We start from the raw sequence: 21,343 nt of genomic DNA, 5'->3' as shown, positions 1-21,343 counted from the left end.
CGGGACCATGATCAGGTGAGCCGAGCCAAAGCGACATCGAAGACGGCCGGCAAGGCGGCACGCGGCGCAGCGCCGGCCGGTTCCGACCGAAAGAGGGCAGCTGAGGCAAAGCGCGCCTCAAAGCGCCGGTCCCTTCTTCGGCGGCGTTGGGTTTTCTATCCTCTCGTCACACTGTTTGTCCTGGCAGCGTTGCCGCTGCTGCTCACGCTTGTCTACCGCATGGAGGTCGTACGCCCGGTATCGACGCTGATGCTGTCTCGAATGATCACGCTGCAGCCGGTCGACCGGCAATGGGTGGAGATCGACGATGTCACGCCGCGCCTTTATCAGTCTGTGATGATGTCCGAGGACGGCCAGTTCTGCGCCCATCACGGGGTGGATTTGCGTGAGTTGCAGGCGGTGGTCGGAGATGCGCTGGAGGGCGAGCGCGTACGCGGCGCATCGACCATCACCATGCAGACGGCCAAGAACCTGTTTCTTTGGAGCGGCCGATCCTTCATCCGCAAAGGCCTGGAGGTGCCGCTTGCGATCTGGATCGATCTGGTCTTGCCCAAAGAGCGGATCATGGAGATCTATCTGAACATCGCCGAATGGGGCCCGAGCGGCCAGTTCGGCATCAAGGCCGGCGCCGCTCATCATTTCGGCCGAGCGCCCGATGGACTGACAAACCGCCAATCGGCCCTTTTGGCGGTCACGCTGCCCAACCCCCATGTCCGCGATCCGGCCCGCCCTGGCGCCGGCATGCAAAGGGTGGCCGACATCGTCCAGCGGCGTGCCGCGCAGTCGGGCGCCTATGTCGGATGCCTGCCCCGGTAAGGCGCCAAAAAACGCGGGGCGCCATCTTCCAAAACCCGTAGCGATTGTGTATAGGCCACCCACTTTTCCGCGCATGACGGTATGTGACGGACCGGTCACCGGTCAGGTCACACTGTTGCGCCGATATCTGGAGAAACGAAAATGGCTGTACCCAAGAGGAAGGTCACCCGCGCCAAGCGCGGCATGCGCCGTTCGACCGACGCGCTGAAGAACCCGGCCTATGTCGAGGACAAGGCATCGGGCGAATTGCGCCGACCGCACCATGTCGATCTGAAGACCGGCATGTATCGCGGCCGTCAGGTTCTCGCCCCCAAGGAAGACTAGGTCTTTCGCGTGGTCTGAAAAAACCCGCGCTGGCTTCGGCCGGCGCGGGTTTTTGTGTTGGCGGCTTGTAGAGCCGACTGAGACGCCTACTGGTCGATCAGGCTTGCCGCATAGGCAATGGCACGCTGGTAATTGCCGCTGTCGTTCCAAGCCGAAAGCACACGGAAATTGCGCGATCCCTCGGTGAAGGGCTGGCCGGCGCGCCAGCCATTGCGGCGCAGCATGTTGGCCGCGGTCGCCAGCGCGTCGGCGGAATTGTTGGGATCGGCGCGCCCGTCTCCGCTGCCATCGACCGCGAACCGGATCCAGTTGCCCGCCAGAAACTGCATGTGGCCCAGTTCACCGGACGGTCCGCCACGGCTGTTGCCCGAGATGACGCCGCGATCGACGAGCTTCAGCGCGGCGATCGCATCGTCCTCGAACCGCGGGTGGCGCCGGCAGTAGGATGCGAGCGTCACCGCGCCGCTGACGATCGGCGTGTCGCCCGTATAGCCGCCCCAGGATGTCTCATAACCCCAGATCGCAACGAGGATCGAGCCGGGCACGCCATACTGGCGTTCAAGCGCCTGAAACAGGCCGGCCTTCTGGCCCAGACGGCGCTTTGCCCCCGAAACGAACGAGTTGACGCTTGAAAAGCGGCTTCTGAGAAACTGTTCCGGGCTCCGGTAGCGGGTTCCCGTCTGGGAGGAGGGGTTGGATTCGAAGCGCCATGTAATCCCCGAAATCCCGGATTGCTGCAGGGCCTGCATGCCGCGCTGGCCGACCCCGGCCGATGCGGCCTGCTGGGCGAGCGCCTGCTTGTAGGCCTCGAACTGGCCTTGGCTGGTGATGCATCGCGCCGCATGTGCCGGCGCCGTTGCGAGTAGGCCAGCCAATACCAGCCCTACACCCAACCGGACCCATTTCGGTGTCATGTGAAACTCCCTTATCTGTAAAGGAATGCTCCGGACTGGCCGTCGCGGAGCTCCGCCCCGGCGCACATTGCCGGATTCGCTCAAGAAAGTCAGTCACAAACACTGCAAAAAAATGAAACCGCCTTCATCGGGTGCCGAATATGGCCGATCCGACGCGGACGCTGGTCGCGCCAAAGACGATTGCGGTCTCGAAATCGCCCGACATGCCCATCGACAAGCGCGCGACACCGCATTCGGCAGCCAGTTTCTTGAGAAGCGCAAAATGCGGCCCCGGATTTTCGTCCAACGGCGGAATGCACATCAACCCCTCGATCTCGAGACCAAGCTCGTCGCGGCATTTGGCAACGAAGACGGCTGCGTCGGGTGGCGCGATGCCTGCCTTTTGCGGCTCCTCGCCGGTGTTCACCTGCACATAAAGCCTCGGACTGCGGCCTTGTTTGACCATCTCTTTGGCCAGCGCCCTGGCGATCTTCTCGCGGTCGACGCTTTCGATCACGTCGAACAGGGCAACGGCCTCGGCGGCCTTGTTCGACTGCAGGGGACCGATCAGGTGAAGTTCGATGTCATCATAGGTTTCGCGCAGGCCCGGCCATTTGCCCGCCGCCTCCTGGACGCGGTTCTCGCCGAACACGCGATGACCCCGTTCAAGAACGGGTCGGATGGCATCGGCATCGAACGTCTTGCTGACGGCAACGAGCGTGACGGCTTCCGGGGTACGCCCTGCCGTCCGCGCGGCCGTGGCGACGGCTGCGACGACGGTGTCGAAGCGATCCGCCGAGGTCAGGTACGATGTGTTCCGCTGGTGATCCGACACGTTTCCCGCCCCTGCCGCATGGTTGACGCTGTACTCATTTGCCGGCATGACACCGGCGCGCATCCGACAGCTTAAGTGCATGCCGATGCTCCGATTTCAAGCCGCATGGCCGCCCACCGGACAGCTCTGACCCGATGACGACACCTGAACGTTACAATCCGCGCGCATCCGAGCCCAAATGGCAAAAGGCCTGGGACGAGGCCAGGCTGTTCGAGACCGACAATGCCGATCCCCGGCCGAAATATTACGTCCTCGAGATGTTTCCCTATCCGTCCGGGCGCATTCATATCGGTCACACGCGCAACTATACGATGGGAGATGTCGTCGCCCGCCACAAGCGCGCCATGGGCTACAATGTGCTGCACCCGATGGGCTGGGACGCATTCGGCATGCCGGCGGAAAACGCGGCCATGCAGAACAAGGTTCATCCGCGCGACTGGACCTACCAGAACATCGGCACGATGCGTGCCCAACTCAAACTGATGGGCCTTTCGATCGACTGGTCGCGCGAATTTGCCACCTGCGATGTCGACTATTACCACCGCCAGCAGATGCTGTTCGTCGATTTCCTCGAAGCCGGCCTCGTCGGTCGCCGTGTCTCCAAGGTCAATTGGGACCCGGTCGACCAGACCGTTCTGGCCAACGAACAGGTGATCGACGGCAAGGGTTGGCGCTCGGGCGCCGAGGTCGAGCAGCGCGAACTGGCTCAATGGGTCTTCAAGATCACCGATTTCAGCCAGGATCTGCTCGGTTCCATAGACGATCTCGACGGGTGGCCGGACAAGGTGCGCCTGATGCAGCGCAACTGGATCGGGCGCTCCGAGGGCCTTTCGATCCGCTGGGCGCTGACACCTGAAACGGCGCCCGAAGGCGAAACGGAACTCGAAGTCTATACGACCCGGCCCGATACTCTGTTCGGGTCGTCCTTCATGGCGATCGCAGCCGATCATCCGCTGGCCAGGAAGGCAGCCGAGACGAACGCCGCGCTCGCCGCCTTCTGCGAGGAATGCCGCCGCATGGGGACATCGGTCACCGCGCTGGAAACAGCCGAGAAGAAAGGGTTCGATACCGGCATCAAGGTCCGGCACCCGTTCGACGCCGACTGGGAACTGCCCGTCTACGTCGCCAACTTCGTCCTGATGGACTACGGCACCGGCGCGATCTTCGGCTGCCCCTCGGGCGACCAGCGCGACCTCGATTTCGCGCGCAAGTACGACCTGCCGGTCGTGCCCGTCGTGTTGCCGCCAGACGCCGACGCCGAGGACTTTGCGATCGGCGAGGAGGCCTGGACCGGCGACGGCACGATGATCAACTCGTCGTTCCTCGACGGCATGACGCCAGCCGACGCTTTCGCCGCCATTGCCGACCGTCTGGAAGCGATGGAGTTGGACGGTCGTCCGCAAGGCGACCGGCAAGTACAGTTCAAGCTGCGCGACTGGGGCATTTCGCGCCAGCGCTACTGGGGGTGTCCGATCCCGGTCGTCCACTGCGACGACTGCGGCCTGGTGCCGGTGCCGAAGGCGCAATTGCCCGTCACGCTTCCGGACGATATCACGTTCGAACGGCCGGGCAATCCGCTGGACCATCATCCGGCATGGAAACATGTTGACTGCCCGTCCTGCGGAAAGCCCGCGCGCCGCGAAACCGACACGATGGACACGTTTGTCGATTCGTCCTGGTACTTCGCGCGCTTCACCGCGCCGAACGAGGATGCCCCGACCGACCCCGACGCGGCCAATGCGTGGCTGCCCGTCGATCAGTATATTGGCGGCATCGAGCACGCCATTTTGCACCTTCTCTATTCTCGCTTCTTCGCCCGCGCGATGAGCCGCACTGGGCACATGGCCGTCGACGAACCGTTCAAGGGGCTTTTCACCCAGGGCATGGTCGTCCACGAGACCTACCGGTCCGAAGACGGAGGCTGGCTCGATCCCGGTCAGGTCCGGATCGAAGGGCATGATTCGAACCGCAAGGCCTTCGACGCCGACACCGGCAAGCCGGTGACCATCGGGCCGCTCGAAAAAATGTCCAAGTCCAAGAAGAACACGATCGGACCGGAGGACATCACCCAGAGCTTCGGCGCGGACACAGCACGCTGGTTCATGCTTTCGGATTCGCCGCCCGAGCGTGACGTGGAATGGACCGATTCGGGCGCCGAGGGCGCGCATCGCTTCATCCAGCGTGTCTGGCGCCTCGTCGCGGGCGCCGCGCCGACCATCGCGGCCGGTGACCCGTCCGCCGCGAACGGCGATTTCGCGGCTATGCGAAAGGCTGCGCACAAGGCGCTCAAGGGTGTGGGCGAGGATTTCGAACGGCTGGCCTTCAACAAGGCCATTGCCCGCATCCATGAACTGGTCAACGCAATCGCCCCTGTGATCGAAAGGGCGGGGAGCGGAAACGATCGGGCCGGCAAGGCGGCAGCCCATGAGGCCCTGTCCATCCTTATCCAGATCATGGCGCCGATCGCGCCGCACCTGGCCGAGGAATGCTGGGCCATTCTGGGGCATGCGGACATGGTGGCCAAGGAGCCCTGGCCGGCATTCGATCCGGCGCTGATCGCCGACGACACGATCGTCCTGCCGGTGCAGATCAACGGCAAGAAACGCGGCGAGATCGCGGTCGCGCGTGATGCGGAAAGGGACAGCGTCGAGGCATCGGCCCTGGAGCTTGACGCCGTGCAGCGCCATTTGAACGGCGCGGCGCCCAAAAAGGTGATTGTGGTGCCGGGCCGCATCGTCAATATAGTCGCATGATGAAGATCGCGCCTGATCAACGCCGGAGATGGAGCGTCACGCGCCGGACGGCGATGCTGGGCGCGCTGGCGATGCTGGGCGGCTGCACGGTGCAGCCGCTCTACCATGCCGGCTCGACAGACTTCATCGTGTCGACAGCGCCGCTCAGCCGGGTCAGCGTCGATGGTGTCGATGACCGGATCAGCCAGCAGGTCCGCAACGAACTTGTCTTCCTGCTCTACAATGGCGGCTCCGTGGACCCGTCGGCCGATCACCGCGCATCGCTGGCCGTTTCATCGTCCACCGTTGACATTTTCCGCGTGTCGGCGCCGGACGGCTCGACCAACATCACGGCCAGGCGCGTGACGCTGACGGGAACGCTGACGCTGACGCGGATCGAGGACGGCGTCACCATCGCCTCCGAAACCCGGTCGGCAACCGCCTCCTTCGACAATACGCGGCAGGAATTCGCCAATCTGCGTGCTTTGCGCGATGCCGAGAACCGCGCGGCCGCCGAACTCGCCGAACGGTTCCGGATCGTCGTGGCGACGGCGCTCGCCGCCCGCTGAGGCGCGCGTACCTTGGCCCAGCTCAAGAACCACGAGGCCGACCGCTTCATCGCCCGGCCCGATCGCGACTACACGATCTATCTGGTCTACGGGCCGGATCACGGTCTGGTGTCGGAACGCGCCTCGGCGCTGGCCAAAGGGAGCGGTGTGCCGCTGGACGATCCGTTCAGCACGATTCGCATCGACGCCGCGAGCCCTGGGGCGGACCCCGAACGGCTCGTCAACGAAGCCTACACGGTCGGCATGTTTGGCGGCCGCCGGCTGATCTGGCTCCGAGGCGCGGGAAACGATCGAGCACTGCTCGGCCAGATCGACATGCTGCTCGGCGACCCGCCAGCGGACACGATGATCATTGTCGAGGCCGGCGATCTCAAGAAGGGCGGCCTGCGCGGGGCGGTCGAAAAGGCTCCGGCCGGCCTCGCCATTGCCTGCTACACCGACAACGACAGGGCACTTCAGGAGCTGATCGACCGCACATTTTCTGCGGCCGGACTACGGCTGGAACTCGATGCGCGTCGTTTTCTGATCGATCATCTTGGCGGCGACCGGGCCGCCTCGCGCGCCGAACTGGACAAGATCGCGCTTTATGCGCTCGGCCAGCCAACGGTGACACTGTCTGACGTGCAGGCCATTTGCGGCGACGCGTCGGCCCTGGGGTTTGACGACATTTCGATGGCCGTGCTGACGGGCGATCTCAAGGCGCTCGACCGCGCGGTGGTGAAATTCGAAAGCGGAGGCGGTGCGCCATCGGCGCTGCTGGCGATCCTGACACGGCAGTTCCAGGCGCTGGACCGGATCCGTGCCGACATGGACATGCAGGGGAAAAATCCCGCCGCGGCGGTGGCCCACGCGAGGCCGCCGGTCTTCTTCGCGCGCCGCCAGGCAATGGAGCATGCGGTCGCGATATGGAACGCGCCCGCCATTCGCGCCGGGCTTGGCCGTTTGCGTGAAGCAGTCCTTCAGGCCCGCAAGTCGCGACACCTCGAAACTGACGTCCTGCGTATGACGTTGCTGGCGCTCACTGTCCAGAGCGCTCGCCGGCGTTAGGGTTCAGATCGTTTCGATCGCGAATCAAAATCGGAATCTATTGGCGTTGCAGAAGACGGCATAGATCGTCGAGTTGCTCAAGCGACTGGTAGGCAATGCGCACTTCGCCACCCTTTGCCTTCGGCTGGATTTCGACGCGGTAGCCTGACGCATCGGACAAGGTCTTCTCGAGCGCGACAAGATCGGTATCTTTTGCCGGCTTTCCAATGGATCGATCGTCGCCACCAACCGGCTTTTGGGCCAATGTCTCTGCCTGGCGCACGGACAATCCCTCTGCAACGATCTTGCGCGCGATCGCGGCCGGATCATCGGCCGTTACCAGCGTCCGCGCATGGCCGGCCGACAAATCGCCTGCCGAAACCATCGCCTGGACCGAATCGGGGAGTTTCAACAGGCGCAGCGTATTGGCCACATGGCTGCGGCTTTTGCCGATAACGTCACCAAGGTCCGACTGCCCGTAGCCATGGTCGTCCATCAGCTGCCGATAGCCAAGCGCCTCCTCGATCGGATTGAGATCGGAGCGCTGGACGTTTTCGACGATCGCGAGCTCCAGCGCCGAACGGTCGTCGACTTCGCGGACGATCACCGGCACCTCGGTGAGCCCAGCACGTTGCGCCGCGCGCCATCGCCGCTCGCCGGCGATGATCTCATGCGAGGCACCACCGCCCGTTCCCGCCACGGGGCGCACGACGATCGGCTGGATGACACCGTGATCGCGCATCGATCGGGCAAGATCGTCCAGCTCATCGTCGCTGAAGGTGCGCCTGGGATTGTTGGGATTGCGGGCGATCATCTCGATCGGAACGCTGCGGTCGCTGGCAACGGGTGCCGCCGCGGCCTGCACCGGCTGGTCCATCTCGCCGATCAGTGCCGCCAGTCCGCGGCCCAGCCGCCTGTCCGATCTGTCATCTGCCATCATGATGTCCGTATCGTTCCGGGTTCGAATCCGTTCAGGCGGCCCGCGCGCCGCGCTCGCGTTGAATGACTTCCGACGCCAGGTTGAGATAGGCTTGGCTTCCTGCACATTGCAGATCGTAGAGGATGGCCGGCTTGCCGTGCGACGGGGCCTCGGACAGCCGGACATTGCGGGGGATTACCGTGGTGTAGACGGTATCGCCCATATAGCTGCGCACATCGTCCACCACTTGGTTGGCCAGATTGTTGCGGCCGTCATACATGGTCAGCACGATCCCCTGGATGGTCAGGCCCGGATTGACCGAGCCGCGAATCTGATCGACGGTCTTCAGAAGCTGGCTGAGCCCTTCCAGGGCGAAGAACTCGCACTGCAGCGGCACCAGCACGGAATGCGCGGCCGCCATCGCGTTAAGCGTCAGAAGGTTCAGCGAGGGCGGGCAATCGATGATGACATAGGAAAAGCGCCGCACATCCGGCTGACCAAGGGCCGCGCGCAACCGGAAGACGCGGTCGGACGCCGAAGCGATTTCCATCTCGATGCCCAGCAGATCCATGGTCGACGGAACGATCGACAGCCCGGGAACGGCGGTTGCGATGGCTGCGTCGGTGACAGACGCTTCGCCCAGCAGGATCTCGTAGGCTGACACGGTCCGGTCGTCCCGATCGATGCCGAGCCCCGTGCTGGCATTGCCCTGCGGATCGACATCGACCACCAGCACCCGCTCGCCGATTGCGGCAAGCGCCGTTGCCAGATTGATCGCGGTGGTCGTCTTGCCGACGCCGCCTTTCTGGTTGGCAATGGTGATGACCTTGGGTGAACTGGTCATGCCGGTCCCCGGTTCAGTGTGAATTGGGCGCCCGCCGGACCTGGCTGATGTCCAAAATGACCGAGTCCGGGGCAGCAACACTGTCATGTACTACCAGATCGAATCGCCAATGTGCACGGCTTTCCTCCACTTCATCGGCATATCCACGGCCTTTGTGAAACAGGCAGGACGCGCCGGCCGCCAGCCAGGGTTCGGCCAGGGAGAACAGGTCTGCCAGCGGTGCCAGGGCACGCGCCGTAATGACCTCCGGTGCCGGCAGGCGCATCACCGCATCCTCGATGCGGGCGGGATGCACACGGGCGCACGATGCACAGGCAGCGCGCACCGTCTGCAGGAACGCCGCCTTCTTTCGGTTGCTCTCGATCAGGTCGACACGCGCGCCTTCGGTCTCCGAAAGCAGAATGGCAATCACAATTCCGGGAAAACCGCCGCCCGAGCCAAGATCGGACCAATGGCGGGCGTCTGGTTTCAGTCGCAGCAGCTGCGCACTGTCGGCCACGTGCCGCATCCAGAAATCGCCGCCGGTCGACGCCGCGACGAGATTGATCCGTTTCGACCAAGCATCCAACAGATCGGCAAACCGCGCCATGCGCATCAGCGTTTCACGTGAAACATCGACGCCATCATGGCCTGAAGAAAGCGCAGCGCGCACCGCATCGGGATCGCTCATGCCGCATCGATGTCGGTTCGAAACTCTTGTTTCCGGACATGGGCAATGAGCAGTGCGGCCGCCGCGGGCGTCATGCCGTCGATCCTTTGTGCCTCGGCAATCGACGAGGGGCGGCGTTCGGCAAGCTTCTGCTTCAGCTCGTTGGAGAGCCCGGCAATGCCGTCAAATGACAGATCGCAGGGCAGCAACAGCGCCTCGTCACGACGCACTGCAGCGATGTCTGCGGCCTGGCGCTTCATATAGACGGCATATTGCGCCTCGATTTCCAGCCGCTCGGCGATCGACCGATCGATATCGCAGAGTTCCGGCCAGATGGACGTGAGCCGATCAAAGGTGATGTCGGGATAAGCCATCAGATCATAGGCGGACCGCCGAACGCCGTCGTGATTGATTTCGAGGCCGAATCGGTTGGCTTCCTGCGGCGTCAATGTCACCGAACGGCTCAAATCGCGGGCAGCATCCAGTGCCGTCCTCACGGCGTTGAACTGCTCGCGCCGTTCTGCGGACGCCAGTCCCGATTCGATCGCCAACGGCGTGAGCCGCATGTCCGCATTGTCGATCCGCAGTGACAGCCGGTATTCGGCGCGTGACGTGAACATGCGATAGGGTTCCGACACGCCGCGCGACGTCAGATCGTCCAGCATCACTCCGATATAGCTCTCGGTTCGGCTGAACAGGACCGGCGCCTGGCCGGCCGCAAAACGTGCCGCATTCAGGCCCGCCACAAGCCCTTGCGCCGCCGCTTCCTCGTAGCCGGTTGTGCCGTTGATCTGGCCGGCGAGATAAAAGCCCGCCACGCTGCGCAACGCCAGGCTGGCATCCAGCGCGCGCGGATCGACATGATCATACTCGATCGCATAACCCGGTTGCAGGATCTTTGCGTGCTCGAGCCCCGGTATCGTCTTAAGGACAGCCGCTTGCACGTCTTCCGGCAGCGATGTCGAAATGCCGTTCGGGTAGACGGTATGATCGGTCAACCCTTCCGGTTCGAGAAAGATCTGGTGCCCGTCGCGATCACCGAACTTGACGATCTTGTCTTCGATGGAGGGGCAATAGCGCGGCCCGGTCCCTTCGATCTTGCCCGAGTACATCGCCGAACGACCGATATTGGCGCGAACAACGGCGTGCGTGTCGGCCGTCGTCCGCGTGATGCCGCATTCGATCTGACGATTGACGATGCGCTCCGTCAGCGTCGAGAACGGCACCGGATCGTCGTCTGCGCTCTGCATGGACAGCTGCGACCACGCTATGGTGCGACCGTCAAGCCGCGGCGGCGTGCCCGTCTTCAAACGGCCGAGCGGCACGTTCATCGCCTGCAGCTGGCCGGACAGCGCGTTGCTCGGTGCCTCGCCCATGCGGCCAGCAGCGATGGTCCGGTCGCCGATATGGATGACACCGCGCAGAAAGGTGCCCGTCGTCAGCACCACCGCGCCGGCCGTGAGTTCCCGGCTGTCGGCGAGCACCACTCCCTCGACACGGTCGGGCGCCGGCATGCGCAGAGCGGCCACCTCTCCCTCGACTATGTCGAGATTGGCAATGGCGCCGATTTCGTTCTGCATGGCGGCGCGATACAGAGCCCGGTCGGCCTGCGTCCTCGGACCGCGCACGGCCGGCCCCTTCCGGCGGTTCAGCAGGCGGAACTGGATGCCGGCGGCATCCGCGACCCGGCCCATCAAACCGTCCAGCGCGTCGATCTCCCGAACCAGATGCCCTTTGCCCAAACCGCCAATGGCGGGATTGCATGACATGACACCGATCGTATCGAACCGGTGGGTCACAAGAGCCGTCGACGCGCCGACCGCAGCACTCGCACGCGCCGCCTCGACGCCCGCATGGCCGCCGCCGACGATGATGACATCATAGGCTGTGACCATCATCGGCCTGCCTCCAAAAAAGTACGGGTAAAGGGTCTTCTCAGCCGCACATGGCGTGATTGACGGCCGAGGTCAAGCCACCCGCTGTTTCACGTGAAACAACGGCGGCATATCGCGTCCGAGCCAGATATGTTTCACGTGAATCATTTGCCGATGCAGAACTGCGAGAAAATCGTTCCCAGCATGTCCTCAACATCGATGCGGCCCGTTATCCGCCCGAGCTGCTCTCCGGCGAGACGCAAATGCTCCGCCCTCAGCTCCAACGGCAATTGTTCCGACAGCGAATCGATCAGGTGGGCCTTGCAGGCAGCCAGATGTTGCATGTGTCGGGCACGTCCCGGCGCGAGATCCGAGCCTCCGGCGCGATCCCGTGCAAAATCGGTCAGCGCGGCAACCAAGGCCCCGAGCCCCTCACCTGTCACGGCGCTCAGCGCATAATCGGCTGCTTGGACCGGCCTCGCGCCGTCCNCCCGTCTCCGATACGTGCAACACAAGGTCGGCCTCCGCAGCGCGCTGAATCGCACGGCGAATGCCTTCTCCTTCCACCGTGCCCGCTTCATCGCGCAATCCGGCGGTATCGGCCAGCACCACCAGATGGCCGCCAAGGTCCAGACGAGCCTCCACGACATCGCGCGTCGTGCCCGGTTCCGGGGAAACAATCGCGCGGTCGCTGCCGGCCATCGCATTGAGAAGCGTGGATTTGCCCGCATTCGGAGCGCCGACGATGGCGACCTGAAGTCCGGACCGCATGATGCGGCCGCGCCGTTCACCGTCCATGTGGCGGGACAATGCGTCGCTCATCGTCCGCATGTCCGCCCAAACCCGATCGGACACCGAACCGGGCACATCGTCCTCATCGGAAAAATCGATCTCCGCCTCGATCATCGACCGCGCATGGAGCAAGCGGGCTCGCCAATCCTCGTAAAGGGACGATTGCGCCCCACCGGCCAGTTCGACCGCAAAACGACGCTGTGCTTCCGTCTCCGCCGAAATCAGATCGCCAAGCGCCTCGGCTTCCACCAAATCGAGCTTGCCGTTGGAAAACGCCCGGCGGGCAAATTCACCCGCTTCTGCAAGACGAACCCCGGGCATTTCCGTGGCCAGGTCCAAAACACGATCGACCACTGCGCGGCTGCCGTGCAGGTGAAATTCGACGCAATCCTCTCCGGTAAAGCTCGCCGGGCCTGGCAACCACAGCACATACCCGCGATCGATCTCCAATGCCTCATCGTCGCGAAAGACACGCAACGCCGCCGTTCGCGGCGCGGGAAGGGCGCCGCAAAAGCGCTCCGCAAGCGCTCCCGACGCGGTGCCGGATGCCCGAACAATGGCAATGCCCGACGGCAAGGCTCCGCTGGACAACGCGATGATCGTATCCGTCATGCAGGCTCCATGCGGCGCCAGACATCAATGTTCATTCGATTCGTTTCACATCAGAATCGAATCGGTCTCCGCGATCTGCACCAACGACGTTTCGAGACCGAATCGATCAGGCGTTCATGGAATCGAAGAATTCGCCATTGTTCTTGGTCTGGCGCAGCTTGTCGATCAGGAACTCGATGGCATCCGTCGTTCCCATCGGCGACAGAATGCGCCGAAGCACGAAGATCTTCTGAAGGTCCGAACGCGGCACCAGAAGGTCTTCCTTGCGGGTACCCGATTTGAGGATATCCATGGAGGGGAAGATGCGTTTGTCGGCAACCTTCCGGTCGAGCACGATTTCCGAATTGCCCGTTCCCTTGAATTCTTCGAAGATCACCTCGTCCATGCGGCTGCCCGTATCGATCAGAGCGGTGGCGATAATCGTCAGCGACCCGCCTTCCTCGATATTGCGCGCCGCGCCGAAAAAGCGTTTGGGCCGTTGCAGCGCATTGGCATCGACACCGCCGGTCAAAACCTTGCCGCTGGACGGAACGACGGTGTTGTAGGCACGGCCGAGCCGCGTGATCGAATCGAGCAGGATGACGACATCGCGTCCATGCTCGACAAGGCGCTTTGCCTTTTCGATCACCATCTCGGCCACCTGCACATGGCGGGTTGCCGGCTCATCGAACGTCGACGACACGACCTCGCCCTTCACCGAACGCTGCATGTCCGTGACTTCCTCGGGCCGCTCGTCGATCAGCAGCACGATCAGATAGCATTCGGGGTGATTGGCGGTGATCGAATGGGCGATGTTCTGCAAAAGCACCGTTTTACCGGTGCGAGGCGGCGCGACGATCAGACCGCGTTGGCCCTTGCCGAGCGGCGCGACGAGATCGATCACGCGCGCCGACAAATCCTTTGTCTCGGCGTTTTCGACCTCCATGTTGATGCGGCTGTCGGGATAAAGCGGCGTCAGATTGTCGAAGTGGCTCTTGTGACGGATCTTCTCGGGGTCTTCGAAATTGATCGTGTTGACCTTGAGCAACGCAAAATAGCGTTCCCCGTCCTTGGGCGCACGGATCGTGCCCTGGACCGTATCGCCGGTCTTCAGCGAAAAACGCCGGATCTGCGATGGCGAGATATAGATGTCGTCAGGTCCAGGCAGATAATTCGCACTGGCCGACCGCAAAAAGCCGAACCCGTCCTGAAGCACCTCGACCACGCCCTCGCCGATGATCTCGATATCATCGGCGGCCAGACGCTTGAGAATGGCAAACATCAGCTCCTGCTTGCGCAGGACACTGGCATTTTCGACCTCAAGGCTTTCGGCGAACTCCACAAGTTCGGGCGCAGACTTCTGCTGCAAATCGTGTAGCTTCATTTGTTCCATGGTTGAACCAATGCGGACGTAAAGGGAAAAGCCCGGCGCGGAGGGAAGGAAGAAGGGCACCGAGAACTGGCCGCCACATACGCCGTCATCATGGCGATTTCAAGCCGCACGGGCAAGACAATTCGCCGTGCCACCCGACAAGCGCGGCGTTCCTAGAACGGTTTGACGATCACCAGGATCACCGCCGCGATCATCGCGATCGTCGGCACTTCGTTGACGATCCGCCAATGACGCGCCGGCTTGTCGTTGCGTCCTTCGGCGAACAGACGGGCCGATTTCGCCAGATAGCCATGCGCCCAACTCATGATCAGCACGGCGACGAGTTTACCGATAAACCAGATTTCCAGGAAAAATGCGCCGGTCCATGCCAGCCAGAGACCGACAGCCCAGGAAACGATCATCGCGGGAAGCATGATCACCTTCAGGAGCCGCCGCTCCATGACGACGAATGTGTCGGCCTGGACCGAACCCGGTTCTGCATCGCAATGATAAACGAACAGCCGCGGCAGGTAGAGCATGCCCGCCATCCACGAAATCACCGCGACGACATGGATGGCTTTTGCCCAGTCATAGCGCGCCGGCGGCGACAAAACGAATATGAAAGCCGCCAGGCCAAGAAAAACCGCCAGCGCCATCAACGCACGCATGGCCGCCTTGCGCCCCTTGGCCTCCGATATCTCCCCGCCCGGCCCCGTCATGGCCGCTAGGCCTTGCCGCGTACGCAGTCGACCAGATAGGCCATATCGTCCGGATCGGCCTGCGGCGTGATCCCGTGTCCGAGATTGAAGACGAACGGCCCGCCCGCCAGCGCGTCGAGAATGCGATCGACCCCTTCCTTGATCGCCGCCCTGCCCGCCACGACCCGCAAAGGGTCCAGATTGCCCTGAACCGGCCCTTCTTTCTGCAACTGGGCCGCGACATCGAGTGGAACCGTCCAGTCGAGCGCGATCATGTCCGCACCCGTCTTTTCGCGGTAGTCGCGATATTGCCAGCCGGCGCCTTTCGGAAAGGCGATCACCGGCGTTCCGGGCCGTTCGCGCTTCACCGTTTCAATGATCTTGCGAACCGGCGCCACCGAACACCGCTCGAATGCCACACGATCGAGAACACCCGCCCAACTGTCGAAAATCTTGACGGCGTCGGCCCCCGCATCGATCTGCGCGATCAGATAACGCGCCGACGCCTCGGCGAGTATGTCGAGCAACTTCTCCAGCCGCGCCGGCTCGCGATAGAGCATCAGACGCGACGGGGCCTGGTCGGGTGTTCCGTGCCCGGCGATCATGTAGGTCGCCACCGTCCAAGGGGCGCCACAAAAACCCAAAAGCGCCGTTTCATCCGGCAACGCCACGCGCAATCGCCGCACCGTTTCGAAAACAGGCGCCAGATGATCAAGCACACGGCTTGAATCGAGCTTCTCGATTTCGTCGCCTTCAAGCGGACGCATTCGGGGTCCCTCGCCCTGCACGAAGGACACATTACGGTCGAGTGCGTCGGGGATCACCAGAATATCCGAAAAAAGAATCGCCGCATCAAAGCCGTAACGGCGGATTGGCTGCAACGTCGCTTCAACGGCCAGATCGGGCGTGTAGCAGAAATCGAGGAAGTTCTTCGCCCTCGCGCGTGTCTCGCGATATTCGGGCAGATAACGCCCCGCCTGCCGCATCACCCAGATCGGCGGTGGCGTAACCGTCGCGCCCTGCATGACTTCCAGTATCGTCCGCTGGCCCATGCAACGCACTCCTTTCACAGCCCTTTTAAGAATGAGATGTCTAACGAAGGTTTTTTGATTTTTCTATGAGTCTGTGAGTTGCGGGTATGAATCTTTTGTCTGCGGTTTTCCACCTCTCATACACAGCGTTCCTGCGTCGGACGGCTGGATAGTGAAAACCAGAATCGACGAGGACAAACCTAAAAATGATTATTTATCAGATATTTAATCGTTACCAACGGGATCATTTCATGTGAATGGCCAGTGGACGGCGCTTTGTTTCTCCGTTCACTGCCGGCGTGCAGGAGCAAAAGTCCGGTCCATCCATGTTGACCGATCACGCGCATTTGCCCGCGCCTGTGAACCAAGCGGCAGACAATCGCGTTTGCCCACCGGAATTGTCCCCAACCCACGGCAGGCGTCCGTCCGGGGCTCTGCGCTTGTGCGGCGCCCTCCGGCAGGTTAGGCCACCCACTGACGCCCAGCCTTCAGAGCCGACCATGACCTTCGTTCTTGCATCGTCCAGCCCCTTCCGAGCCGAACTTCTGACCAAGGCCGGCCTCATCTTTTCGACCGATGCGGCCGATATTGAGGAGCGGGCGGTGGAAGCGCCGCTCGTTGAAAGCGGTCTCGATGCCGCCGACGTGGCGGCCGTGCTTGCCGAGGCCAAGGCGCTCGATGTCAGCGCACGCCATCCCGGCGCGCTGGTCCTGGGGGCGGACCAGACGATGGCGCTCGACGGCGAACTGCTGCATAAGCCGGCCAACATGGAAGAAGCGCGGTTCCGTCTTCTGGCCATGTCCGGCAAGGCGCACGCGCTGCACAGCGCACTGGCGCTTGTCCGCGACGGAGAGACGCTATGGCGTCATGTATCGACGGCACACATGCATGTGCGGACCCTGTCACCGGCATTCATAGGCCGATATCTCGCCGAAGTCGGCGAGGCGGCGTTGCAGAGCGTCGGCGCCTATCAGATCGAAGGCGCGGGCATCAGGCTTTTTGACCGGGTCGAGGGCGATTACTTCACCATCATCGGCATGCCCATGCTGCCGCTTCTGGCCGAACTGCGGCGCCTGGACATGATCGATGGCTGATCCGGCGCGCGCCTTCGTCGCCGGGCACCCGATCGGCCATTCGCGATCGCCTTTGATCCATCGCTTCTGGCTCGACCGGCTTGGCCTGGCCGGATCGTACGAACCGCTCGATATCGCCCCTGACGATTTCCCGTTCTTCCTGGCCGGTCTGTCGGCGTCCAATTGGGCCGGCGGCAATGTCACCATTCCGCACAAGCAGACCGCGTTTGCCGCTATCGACAAGCGTGATGCGGCGGCCGAAGCGATCGGGGCCGTCAATACCATCTGGAAAGAGCGCGGCGAGCTCGCCGCCGGCAACACCGATGCCTATGGCTTTGCGGCCAATCTCGACGATTGGACACCGCAATGGCGCGCCGGCCAACGTGCATTGGTGATCGGCGCGGGCGGCGCAAGCCGCGCAATCCTCCATGCGCTGCTCCAAGCCGGCTATCGCCATATCGATCTGGCCAACCGCACCCGCGACCGGGCCGCTGAACTCGCCGACTTGTTTGGCGAGTCCATTCATGCCGCCCCGCTCGCCGCAATCGACGAACGGGCGGCCGATGCCGATCTGGTGGTCAACACGACGTCGCTGGGCATGTCCGGCGAACCGCCTCTGATGCTTGATCTCGACAAGGTCGGTGACCAGGCGATCGTGACCGACATCGTCTATGCGCCGCTGGTCACGCCCATGCTTGCCGCCGCGCGCGACCGCGGCCTGACCGTTGCCGACGGACTGGGCATGCTGCTGCATCAGGCAGTCCCAGGATTCGAACGGTGGTTTGGCGTCCGGCCACTGGTGACACCGGACCTGCGCGCCCATATCGTCGCCGACCTTGAGGCGCACTGTGCGGGGGACAACGCGTCATGATCCGTCTGGGGCTGACCGGTTCGATCGGTATGGGCAAGTCGACGACCGCCGCCATGTTCACCGAGGCAGGAATTCCCGTGCACGATTCCGACGCCGCCGTTCACGAGCTTTACCGCGGCGATGCCGCGCCGCTCATCGAGACGGCTTTTCCCGGCACGGTGATGGACGGCATTGTCGACCGCAAACAGCTGGGCGAGCGGGTTCTGGGCGACGCTGAGGCGCTGGGACGGCTCGAGGCGATCGTCCATCCGCTGGTCGCTGCGCACGAAGCCGCGTTCGTCGAACGTGCGCGTGCCGATGGAGCTGGCCTGGTGGTCCTCGACATCCCGCTTCTGTTCGAGGTGGGCGCACAGGATCGGATCGACAAGGTGCTTGTGGTTACTGCGCCGGCCGATGTGCAGCGCGAGCGCGTCCTTGCCCGGCCCGGCATGACCGAAGATCGTTTCGCGGCGATCCTCGCCCGCCAGGTTCCGGATCGTGAAAAGCGTGCCAAGGCCGATTTCATCATCGACACGTCGTTGGGCATGGACTGCGCGCGCGCCAAGGTGCGTGATCTGATCACCGTGCTGCAGCCGCCGCCCCGAAACCTTGCCGAAGCGGCCGGCTGAACCGGCCGATTGCCTTTGGATGGTTCCGCGCACGTCTTGCCCGAGGCAGGGCGCACCGCCATCCTGTTATGGCGATTTGCAGACTGGGCGAACAATGCGTGAAATTATCTTCGACACCGAAACGACCGGCCTCGACAACAAGGCTGACCGCATCATCGAGATTGGCGCCGTCGAACTCGACAACCGGTTCATCACCGGACGATCGTTTCACGTCTTCATCAATCCGGACGGGCGTGAGGTGCATCCCGAGGCGCTGGCTGTACACGGCATTTCCAACGAGATGCTGATCGACAAGCCGCGCTTTGCCGAAATCGTCGACGATTGGTTCGCCTTTGTCGGCGATGCCAGGCTGATCGCTCACAATGCCGGCTTCGATGCCGGCTTCTTCAATGAGGAGTTCGCCCGGATCGGCTTTCCGGCGCTCGATCCGGCCCGGATCGTCGATTCGCTCGCCCTTGCCCGCCGGCGCCATCCGATGGGCCCGAACTCGCTCGATGCCCTGTGCAAGCGCTACGGGATCGACAATTCGCGGCGCGAGAAGCACGGCGCGCTCCTCGACAGCGAGCTTCTGGCCGAAGTCTATATCGAGCTGGTCGGCGGCAAGCAGGCGGCTCTCGGCTTGTCGGTGGTCGCCGACACTGCCGCCGACAAAGCCACGGGATCCGAAGGTCCGGACAAGGTTGCGGTGGTCGGTACGCGCGCCGACCCCTTGCCGCCGCGCCTGACGGCGGCCGAAGCCGCCGCGCATGAAGAGATGATCGGACTGCTGGGCGAGGCCCCGCTCTGGCGCCGCCCCGCCTGAAACGTCGCGGCCGGGCCCTTTTCTCGGTCAGTTCGTCGTTTCGACCTTCTGGCGCGCCTGTTCTTCGGCCATGCGCTGCTGGAACATCCGCGCAAAATCGACCGGATCGATCATCAGCGGCGGGAAACCGCCATTGCGTGTGCATTCGGCCACGATCTGCCGCGCAAACGGGAACAGCATGCGCGGGCATTCGATGAAGACCACCGGCAGCGTGTGCTCCTTGGGAAAGCCGTCGACGCGGAACACGCCGCCATAGATCAGTTCGACATTGAACAGGACCTTGTCGTCATCCTTGGCCGTCGCGTTCAGCGTCAGCACCACGTCATAGTCGGTTTCCGACATCGGATTGGCGTTGACGTTGATGTTGATGTTGATCGCCGGCGCCTTGTCGCGCTGGCGCAGCGTCATCGGCGCGCCGGGGCTCTCGAACGACAGATCCTTGACGTACTGCGTCAGGATGCTGAGCTGCGGCGATTTGCCGTTGCCCGTCGTTGCTCCTGCGGCTGCTGCCGTTTCGCCATCGTTCGTCTTGTCGGTTTCATCCGCCATCTTGGGTGCCTTCTTGGAATTGCTGGAGTGGCGCGAACGCGCCGGATCGGGAGATTTCGCGGTCGCCTAGCATGGTGCCCCCTGTGTGACAAGCGGGCCATAGTAACCGGCCTTTCTGTCAGCTACGAGCGTGGCGGGCCGTCGCCCCAAGGTGTGTCGGGGTCGGGTTCGCGCGCAAAATCGTCCTCGTCGAGATCGATCGTGCGGCCGTCCCGCGGGGTCGTTTCCGACGCGCCATCGTGAAATTTGGCACCGTCCGGCCCGACGACGCGAACGCGGCTTCGGACAAAGCCCCAGACCGCATCGCGCACCGGCGGCACGAACAGCAGAAAGCCTGCCGCGTCGGTCACAAAACCGGGTGTCAGCAGCAGAATTCCCGCAACCAGCAGCATCACGCCATGCACCAGCTCGCGCGCTGGCACCCGCCCGGCATTCATTTCGGCCTGGATACGGTTGATCAGGCCGAACCCCTGCACGCGCAGCAGGATCGAGCCGATGACCGCCGTGACGACCACCAGCGCCAGCGTCGGGAAGACACCGATCTGTCCGCCGATCACCACGAAAGCGGCAATTTCGAGCAGTGGGATGACCAGCAGGGCGAAGGGGATCAGCGAAAATGGCATGGTGGCGGTCCGGACAGGTTGAACACGGTGTTTGAACCCATGTAAGCGTGACCGGTCCCGGTTTGAATGATGGCGGTGCACGTTCTATATCAGCTATGCGCGCCGCGTGCGACAACCAGACCGAAAACGGAAACCCAATGGACTCGTCGAATTTTGTCACCCTGATCTTTGTCGTCGCGGCTGTCTTCGTCTTCATACAGCTTCGCAATGTCCTAGGGCGCCGCACCGGCCAGGAGCGCCCGCCCTTCGATCCCTATTCCCGTCAGGGTGAGGACGTGGCGCGCGATGACGCCGGCGAAGCGGACAATGTGATCACTTTGCCGGGGCGTGGCGAGAACCCCGAACCCTATGCCGATATCGACAAGATGGCCAAACCGGGTACCGAGGTTAACAAGGGTCTGCGTGCCATCCGCGATGCGGCGCCCGAATTCCACCCCGGCGAGTTCCTGGCCGGCGCCAAGATGGCCTACGAGATGATCGTCATGGCGTTCGCCGATGGGGACCGCAAGACGCTGCGCAACCTGTTGTCGGCCGATGTCTATGACGGATTTGCCGCAGCGCTCGACGAACGCGAGGCGCGGGGCGAAACGGTGCAGACCAACTTTGTCGGCATCGACACCATCGATATTGTCGGCGCCCAGATGCGCGATTCAGAAGCCCACATCACCGTGTCCGTCGTCAGTCAGCTCGTCTCGGCGACGCGCGGCAAGGATGGCGAGATCATCGAAGGCGATCCCGAGGCGGTCGCCGAGGTCAAGGATGTGTGGACCTTCATGCGCGATGTGCGCAGCGAGGCGCCCGACTGGAAACTCGAAGCGACCGAAGCCGACGAGTAAGCTGCGGTACTGGCGG

At 63.1% G+C, this 21,343-nt stretch carries 21 protein-coding genes and 1 pseudogene; 10 read left to right on the top strand and 12 right to left on the bottom strand.

Going from position 1 to position 21,343, the window contains the following annotated elements; translation table 11 throughout:
- The first annotated feature begins 189 nt into the window (after positions 1–189).
- Both DEM25_RS05665 and rpmF read left to right on the top strand, forming a co-directional pair.
- Positions 190–816, top strand: a complete 627-nt coding sequence (locus DEM25_RS05665; RefSeq protein WP_342633462.1) for a biosynthetic peptidoglycan transglycosylase — start codon at positions 190–192, stop codon at positions 814–816.
- A 141-nt stretch (positions 817–957) separates the two neighbouring features.
- Positions 958–1,140: a 50S ribosomal protein L32 gene (rpmF, locus tag DEM25_RS05660; RefSeq protein ID WP_109768345.1), complete on the top strand. Its 183-nt coding sequence runs from the start codon at positions 958–960 to the stop codon at positions 1,138–1,140.
- A gap of 86 nt (positions 1,141–1,226) precedes the next feature.
- Here rpmF and DEM25_RS05655 read toward each other — a convergent pair whose 3' ends face one another.
- A complete protein-coding gene (locus DEM25_RS05655) occupies positions 1,227–2,054 on the bottom strand; it encodes a lytic murein transglycosylase (protein ID WP_109768346.1) in 828 nt (275 codons plus the stop codon).
- A 124-nt stretch (positions 2,055–2,178) separates the two neighbouring features.
- Positions 2,179–2,838 (bottom strand): YggS family pyridoxal phosphate-dependent enzyme, encoded by a 660-nt coding sequence (locus DEM25_RS05650; RefSeq protein ID WP_196780322.1) that lies wholly within the window; start codon positions 2,836–2,838, stop codon positions 2,179–2,181.
- A 164-nt stretch (positions 2,839–3,002) separates the two neighbouring features.
- Between DEM25_RS05650 and leuS the strand changes: the two genes are divergently transcribed.
- The 3 genes from leuS to holA are packed head-to-tail and all read left to right on the top strand — an operon-like array spanning position 3,003 to position 7,216.
- Complete coding sequence (gene leuS / locus DEM25_RS05645) at positions 3,003–5,621, top strand: leucine--tRNA ligase (protein ID WP_109768347.1); 2,619 nt, start codon at positions 3,003–3,005, stop codon at positions 5,619–5,621.
- On the top strand, positions 5,621–6,169 hold the full coding sequence (locus DEM25_RS05640; RefSeq protein WP_158585175.1) for an LPS assembly lipoprotein LptE: 549 nt from the start codon (positions 5,621–5,623) through the stop codon (positions 6,167–6,169). Before leuS ends, DEM25_RS05640 begins: the two co-directional genes overlap by 1 nt.
- A gap of 12 nt (positions 6,170–6,181) precedes the next feature.
- A complete protein-coding gene (gene holA, locus DEM25_RS05635) occupies positions 6,182–7,216 on the top strand; it encodes a DNA polymerase III subunit delta (RefSeq protein WP_109768349.1) in 1,035 nt (344 codons plus the stop codon).
- Positions 7,217–7,253: 37 nt separating this feature from the next.
- On the opposite strand, the gene DEM25_RS05630 is transcribed toward holA, so the two are convergent.
- The 8 genes and pseudogenes from DEM25_RS05630 to hemE all read right to left on the bottom strand — a co-directional run bounded on the left by DEM25_RS05630 (position 7,254) and on the right by hemE (position 15,986).
- Positions 7,254–8,132 carry a ParB/RepB/Spo0J family partition protein gene (locus DEM25_RS05630; RefSeq protein ID WP_109768393.1) on the bottom strand — a complete coding sequence of 293 codons (879 nt, stop codon included), beginning with the start codon at positions 8,130–8,132 and terminating at the stop codon, positions 7,254–7,256.
- A 34-nt stretch (positions 8,133–8,166) separates the two neighbouring features.
- Positions 8,167–8,958 (bottom strand): ParA family protein, encoded by a 792-nt coding sequence (locus tag DEM25_RS05625; protein ID WP_109768350.1) that lies wholly within the window; start codon positions 8,956–8,958, stop codon positions 8,167–8,169.
- A gap of 13 nt (positions 8,959–8,971) precedes the next feature.
- Positions 8,972–9,628, bottom strand: coding sequence for a 16S rRNA (guanine(527)-N(7))-methyltransferase RsmG (gene rsmG / locus DEM25_RS05620; protein WP_109768351.1), 657 nt, complete (start codon positions 9,626–9,628; stop codon positions 8,972–8,974).
- Positions 9,625–11,505: a tRNA uridine-5-carboxymethylaminomethyl(34) synthesis enzyme MnmG gene (gene mnmG / locus DEM25_RS05615; RefSeq protein ID WP_109768352.1), complete on the bottom strand. Its 1,881-nt coding sequence runs from the start codon at positions 11,503–11,505 to the stop codon at positions 9,625–9,627. Before mnmG ends, rsmG begins: the two co-directional genes overlap by 4 nt.
- Positions 11,506–11,645: 140 nt before the next feature.
- Positions 11,646–12,885: pseudogene (mnmE, locus tag DEM25_RS05610) on the bottom strand (tRNA uridine-5-carboxymethylaminomethyl(34) synthesis GTPase MnmE).
- Positions 12,886–12,991: 106 nt separating this feature from the next.
- Complete coding sequence (rho, locus tag DEM25_RS05605) at positions 12,992–14,257, bottom strand: transcription termination factor Rho (protein WP_109768394.1); 1,266 nt, start codon at positions 14,255–14,257, stop codon at positions 12,992–12,994.
- Between the two features lie 152 nt (positions 14,258–14,409).
- A complete protein-coding gene (hemJ, locus tag DEM25_RS05600; protein ID WP_109768354.1) occupies positions 14,410–14,955 on the bottom strand; it encodes a protoporphyrinogen oxidase HemJ in 546 nt (181 codons plus the stop codon).
- Positions 14,956–14,960: 5 nt separating this feature from the next.
- Positions 14,961–15,986: a uroporphyrinogen decarboxylase gene (hemE, locus tag DEM25_RS05595; protein WP_109768355.1), complete on the bottom strand. Its 1,026-nt coding sequence runs from the start codon at positions 15,984–15,986 to the stop codon at positions 14,961–14,963.
- A gap of 479 nt (positions 15,987–16,465) precedes the next feature.
- On the opposite strand from hemE, the gene DEM25_RS05590 reads away from it, so the two are divergent.
- The 4 genes from DEM25_RS05590 (at position 16,466) to dnaQ (ending at position 19,319) form a co-directional block, all read left to right on the top strand.
- Complete coding sequence (locus DEM25_RS05590; protein ID WP_109768356.1) at positions 16,466–17,059, top strand: Maf-like protein; 594 nt, start codon at positions 16,466–16,468, stop codon at positions 17,057–17,059.
- The gene (locus DEM25_RS05585; protein WP_109768357.1) at positions 17,052–17,909 is read left to right on the top strand and encodes a shikimate dehydrogenase; all 858 of its coding nucleotides are present in this window, start codon (positions 17,052–17,054) and stop codon (positions 17,907–17,909) included. Before DEM25_RS05590 ends, DEM25_RS05585 begins: the two co-directional genes overlap by 8 nt.
- Positions 17,906–18,517: a dephospho-CoA kinase gene (gene coaE, locus DEM25_RS05580; protein ID WP_109768358.1), complete on the top strand. Its 612-nt coding sequence runs from the start codon at positions 17,906–17,908 to the stop codon at positions 18,515–18,517. Before DEM25_RS05585 ends, coaE begins: the two co-directional genes overlap by 4 nt.
- Before the next feature lie 94 nt (positions 18,518–18,611).
- Positions 18,612–19,319: a DNA polymerase III subunit epsilon gene (gene dnaQ, locus DEM25_RS05575; protein ID WP_109768359.1), complete on the top strand. Its 708-nt coding sequence runs from the start codon at positions 18,612–18,614 to the stop codon at positions 19,317–19,319.
- A 27-nt stretch (positions 19,320–19,346) separates the two neighbouring features.
- Here dnaQ and secB read toward each other — a convergent pair whose 3' ends face one another.
- Both secB and DEM25_RS05565 read right to left on the bottom strand, forming a co-directional pair.
- A complete protein-coding gene (gene secB, locus DEM25_RS05570; RefSeq protein ID WP_109768360.1) occupies positions 19,347–19,868 on the bottom strand; it encodes a protein-export chaperone SecB in 522 nt (173 codons plus the stop codon).
- A gap of 122 nt (positions 19,869–19,990) precedes the next feature.
- Positions 19,991–20,491 carry an FxsA family protein gene (locus DEM25_RS05565; protein WP_109768361.1) on the bottom strand — a complete coding sequence of 167 codons (501 nt, stop codon included), beginning with the start codon at positions 20,489–20,491 and terminating at the stop codon, positions 19,991–19,993.
- Positions 20,492–20,628: 137 nt separating this feature from the next.
- Here DEM25_RS05565 and DEM25_RS05560 point away from each other — a divergent pair, with 137 nt between their 5' ends.
- On the top strand, positions 20,629–21,327 hold the full coding sequence (locus tag DEM25_RS05560) for a Tim44/TimA family putative adaptor protein (RefSeq protein ID WP_109768395.1): 699 nt from the start codon (positions 20,629–20,631) through the stop codon (positions 21,325–21,327).
- Positions 21,328–21,343: the final 16 nt, after the last annotated feature.

Source organism: Oceaniradius stylonematis (genome assembly GCF_003149475.2).
GTDB classification, from domain to species: Bacteria; Pseudomonadota; Alphaproteobacteria; order Rhizobiales; family Rhizobiaceae; genus Roseitalea; species Roseitalea stylonematis.
Note: the sequence above shows the minus strand (reverse complement) of the source record. Positions and strands in the feature narration are given on the sequence as shown.

Coding starts and splice junctions, on each gene's coding strand:
- DEM25_RS05585 (WP_109768357.1), top strand. CDS start 17,052: ATGGCTGATCCGGCGCGCGCCTTCGTCGCCGGGCACCCGATCGGCCAT.
- rpmF (WP_109768345.1), top strand. CDS start 958: ATGGCTGTACCCAAGAGGAAGGTCACCCGCGCCAAGCGCGGCATGCGC.
- DEM25_RS05640 (WP_158585175.1), top strand. CDS start 5,621: ATGAAGATCGCGCCTGATCAACGCCGGAGATGGAGCGTCACGCGCCGG.
- hemE (WP_109768355.1), bottom strand. CDS start 15,986: ATGGGCCAGCGGACGATACTGGAAGTCATGCAGGGCGCGACGGTTACG.
- rsmG (WP_109768351.1), bottom strand. CDS start 9,628: ATGAGCGATCCCGATGCGGTGCGCGCTGCGCTTTCTTCAGGCCATGAT.
- DEM25_RS05565 (WP_109768361.1), bottom strand. CDS start 20,491: ATGCCATTTTCGCTGATCCCCTTCGCCCTGCTGGTCATCCCACTGCTC.
- mnmG (WP_109768352.1), bottom strand. CDS start 11,505: ATGATGGTCACAGCCTATGATGTCATCATCGTCGGCGGCGGCCATGCG.
- secB (WP_109768360.1), bottom strand. CDS start 19,868: ATGGCGGATGAAACCGACAAGACGAACGATGGCGAAACGGCAGCAGCC.
- hemJ (WP_109768354.1), bottom strand. CDS start 14,955: ATGACGGGGCCGGGCGGGGAGATATCGGAGGCCAAGGGGCGCAAGGCG.
- DEM25_RS05655 (WP_109768346.1), bottom strand. CDS start 2,054: ATGACACCGAAATGGGTCCGGTTGGGTGTAGGGCTGGTATTGGCTGGC.
- dnaQ (WP_109768359.1), top strand. CDS start 18,612: ATGCGTGAAATTATCTTCGACACCGAAACGACCGGCCTCGACAACAAG.
- coaE (WP_109768358.1), top strand. CDS start 17,906: ATGATCCGTCTGGGGCTGACCGGTTCGATCGGTATGGGCAAGTCGACG.
- rho (WP_109768394.1), bottom strand. CDS start 14,257: ATGGAACAAATGAAGCTACACGATTTGCAGCAGAAGTCTGCGCCCGAA.
- leuS (WP_109768347.1), top strand. CDS start 3,003: ATGACGACACCTGAACGTTACAATCCGCGCGCATCCGAGCCCAAATGG.
- DEM25_RS05590 (WP_109768356.1), top strand. CDS start 16,466: ATGACCTTCGTTCTTGCATCGTCCAGCCCCTTCCGAGCCGAACTTCTG.
- DEM25_RS05625 (WP_109768350.1), bottom strand. CDS start 8,958: ATGACCAGTTCACCCAAGGTCATCACCATTGCCAACCAGAAAGGCGGC.
- DEM25_RS05630 (WP_109768393.1), bottom strand. CDS start 8,132: ATGGCAGATGACAGATCGGACAGGCGGCTGGGCCGCGGACTGGCGGCA.
- DEM25_RS05560 (WP_109768395.1), top strand. CDS start 20,629: ATGGACTCGTCGAATTTTGTCACCCTGATCTTTGTCGTCGCGGCTGTC.